Genomic DNA, 3,372 nt, shown 5'->3' with positions numbered 1-3,372 from the left:
AGAGCCGCAGCGCCTCGCGCACTTCCGCCACCACAAACAGGCTGCGCACATTCATGGGCCGGTCCCGGAACTGCTCCAGATCACAGCCCTTTTCCGGGGTCAGCGGCACCGAGCCCTTGGGAGTGAGAATGCACTGCCGGATCTCCTGCGCGAGATCGTCGAGATCAGGCGCAATCTCTCCCCACACAGACCCTTCGACCGTGCGCTTCATCTGCCAATGTACGTTTGTGATGGTGTTCCGATCCAGCATGGCAGGGTGATGCCGGATCGCAGGGGGCACAAGATACCTGAACTCAGTTCAGGGGAGCAGACCAATCACCAGTCAGTTGGGTGATGCTATCACGTTCCACGGGTATGGTGATCAGTCAAGAGCCCGATTAGGGTCGAGGGAAGCGATGTTCGCAACAACCGCTTTGAGCCAATTTCGACCAAAGGGTTAGTGCGATCTAGAGACCAATGCGGGCTGGCTCGCGAACAGCCTCACGCACTTGGTTTGTAACCCTCCAAGGAGCAAACCCGAAACGTTGGCGGAAGTCCCGATGTAAAATCACGTCGATTGCTGCGGCTGCCTCAATGAATGAAACAGTATGCTGTCTGATGAGATCGGCTGTAAGGCGGTCCTCTGGAGCCGCCTCGCCAGTATGAGCGATCTCGCCCCTTAGAGTGACAATCTCGTCCAATCTGCTGCAGAGCTGGGGTTCGGCCAGAAAGTCCTCAATAGAATCCGATACTCTGGCTCCGAGTACGAGGCGGAAGAGCCCGTCCAAATCCTTACCACGCTGGCGCCTGAACTTCGGGGTATTGAAGTCGCGAATATACCCGTCCAATCGATCTGAGAGGAGCTGCTTCCAACCTCCGTCAGGCAGCAAGGCGACCTTTTCGTTTAACGGGTCTTGGTTTCCTTTGAACTCGCTTCCAGCGTATTGCAGCAAATCTCTACGAAGTTTGTCAGTAAGTTGATCGAACCGGAGATTGTTACGCTCAAGGATCATTCGAGCGGCCTGACGGCAAACTTCTTCACAGTAGATTTCCCAGCTGGATACGAGGAGAACAAGTGCGCCGTTGAGCAACGCGTGCCTTGTATTGGGTCCTGGGCGATTATTGACCTCCTCAAATACAGAAGCCATCTCCAAGACCTCTTTCTTGCGTCGCCCGTTGAAAAGAGCAAAGGCTGCACTGGGCAATGGCGTTCCTCCGTATTCGTTTGTAGCTGCTTACGGGCGAGGACCATACTATCAAGTTCATCTGAAGGTATACAGCCCGCCGACCCAGGCAACCTTTCAAGAAGCGAAGGCAAACGACAGGAAGGTCTGCATAGAGAACCTCTGTCTCAATCTGCCACCTGCGTGACACCGTTGATCTTGGTGGCCTTCAGATCGGTCTTGCCGGTGACGGTGACATCACCATGGACCTCAAGATCGCCCTGCACGATCATCTTGCTACCCGCGATGGACAACACAATCCCACTGGCGTGGTCGATGGTGAACGTGCCACCTTCCCAAATCACTGTGGATCCGTCCGGCATCTCGAAATGCACAGTGCCCTCGTCCCCGGAAGGGGCGGGATCGGCGTCCGAATAGAGCGCGCCCAGGACAACGCCAGCCTCACGGTTTGCATCCAACTGGCAGACAACCTGACTGCCCGGCTTGGGTCGCGTGAACGCCCGCATGCCCGCCGTGCTGCGCTGAACGACATCGAGCCAGCCGGAGACAACCTGATCGTTGTCCTCAAACCGGACCTTCACCTGTGATCCGCGCCCCTCGACGACAATGCCCCGTTTCATCTGTTCCGACATGATCAGGCCGAGGCCCCAGTAAAGGTCTGGCGAAAGAACACCGTCACGCCCTCGTCCTTTATCGAGCGTTCGATTGCCAGCCCGGCGCAAGGCGCGTACCACTCAAGATGAACTTTGTTTTGCAGTGTCTTCTCTAGCTCCCCGATACGCCGGTCTTTCCAATCCATATTGGCCAGCTGCGCCAGATGGTGCGGGCTGCTTGGAAACACCTGAATCGCCAAATCGAAATCGCTGTTGGCGTGCTGTGTGCCCCGTGCCCTGCTGCCAAAGAGTATCACGCGACGGATTATCGGTTGCCGTTCTGCCCAGCGAGTGATTTCCTGCTTGTCCTGATCGCTTAAGCCGCCGTTCACCAGTCGCTCCAGTTTGGTTGTGCTCTGTGTTTCGCATGTAGTTGTCCCGCGCACCGTATTCTACTCCACCAACTTAACCGTGATGCTTGTTGTGTACCCATCCGAACTGAACCGATGCCGGGCCATGGTGATCAGCCAACGGCCCGTGTAGCGGCCATAGGTCTGGCCCAGGTCAATCACCTGTCCGGCGACAAGGAGCGGATCGCCCACAGTGGTGATGCGGCCGGTGCCGAGACGGTCATTCTCCCGCGCCAGACGGGCCACACAGAGGCGCTCGGCATGGGCCTGCGTCTCGGTGCGGTCATCGAGCTTGAGCGTGTCACCGGACGGTACACGGGCGTCCTCGGCCTCTGCCGACAGGACGGTCTTGCGGCCCGGATGCAGGTATTGAGCGACGGCTTTGGCATAGAGCCGATGGGTGGATTTTCGGAAGCTGTAGCGGGTGACGGAGTCACCTTTGACCAAGTCAAAGCGTCGGACAACAGGTGCGGCCTCGATGGACTCGCGCGCGGAGAAAACCAACTGGTCGCCCTTGACACTGAAGTAGCATCCCCAGTCCTCTGCAAGCCGGGTCAGAAAGGCCAGATCGCTCTGCTTGTTCTGGCTGATACGCTCGAAGTTGAGATCGGGGATCGTGCCCACCACCTTCAACTGATGACGGCTGGCGACCTTTTCAACGATGCCCTGCAAGCTCATCTGATCGTAGGCCTCGGATCGGTCGGTGCGCAGCTCCTTCGAGGTGAAGGCCGACAGTGCCCGGAAGGTGGCCACATCACCACCTGCGTCGCCCGAGGTTTCGGTTTCATCGACGGCGTAAAGACCGCACGGTATCTTCAGGCCGAACAGGCCCTCATAACCCATCACGGCGGAGATCTCGGTGCCTTCATCGATACTCCAGCTCGAGCGCCACAGCCCGCTGCCGTCGGCCAGTTTAAGGGTGATGTCATCGACCTCGCCATGATGCACGTCGCGATAGATAAACTCGCGCAGGGAGCCGCCCAGGGATAGTCCGGACGGCGTGCCCGCAACGGTGATATCCACGAAGGGCTGTTGTGGGCCGATCATGACGTGGCCTGTTTCCAGGGCGGCAGCTGCACCGCCGCGATCTGTGCTTGCTCGAGTACTGGGATTCGAAGCGTGAGGCCGGGCCGCAACACCAGCGGCACAGAGTTTTCGGGATCGCCAAGCAGATCAGGATTTGCCTTCAGGATATGATGCAGCAGC

5 protein-coding genes are annotated in these 3,372 nt (G+C 58.1%); all 5 read right to left on the bottom strand.

The window, feature by feature from the left end:
- A partial coding sequence (locus GOX53_RS29050) for a hypothetical protein (RefSeq protein ID WP_217351996.1) occupies window positions 1-250 on the bottom strand: 250 nt, incomplete at its 3' end.
- Between the two features lie 196 nt (window positions 251-446).
- Window positions 447-1,184 carry a HEPN domain-containing protein gene (locus GOX53_RS29045; RefSeq protein WP_171182358.1) on the bottom strand — a complete coding sequence of 246 codons (738 nt, stop codon included), beginning with the start codon at window positions 1,182-1,184 and terminating at the stop codon, window positions 447-449.
- A 146-nt stretch (window positions 1,185-1,330) separates the two neighbouring features.
- Window positions 1,331-1,783 carry a phage baseplate assembly protein V gene (locus GOX53_RS29040; protein ID WP_171182357.1) on the bottom strand — a complete coding sequence of 151 codons (453 nt, stop codon included), beginning with the start codon at window positions 1,781-1,783 and terminating at the stop codon, window positions 1,331-1,333.
- A gap of 14 nt (window positions 1,784-1,797) precedes the next feature.
- Window positions 1,798-2,148 carry a nucleotidyltransferase domain-containing protein gene (locus GOX53_RS29035; protein ID WP_171182356.1) on the bottom strand — a complete coding sequence of 117 codons (351 nt, stop codon included), beginning with the start codon at window positions 2,146-2,148 and terminating at the stop codon, window positions 1,798-1,800.
- A gap of 60 nt (window positions 2,149-2,208) precedes the next feature.
- A complete protein-coding gene (locus GOX53_RS29030; RefSeq protein WP_171182355.1) occupies window positions 2,209-3,213 on the bottom strand; it encodes a phage late control D family protein in 1,005 nt (334 codons plus the stop codon).
- Between the last annotated feature and the right edge of the window lie 159 nt (window positions 3,214-3,372).

The organism is Ruegeria sp. HKCCD8929 (genome assembly GCF_013031405.1).
Classification (GTDB): Bacteria; Pseudomonadota; Alphaproteobacteria; order Rhodobacterales; family Rhodobacteraceae; genus Ruegeria.
The sequence above is the reverse complement of the archived record's forward strand: the minus strand, read 5'-3'. Positions and strand labels throughout refer to the sequence as shown.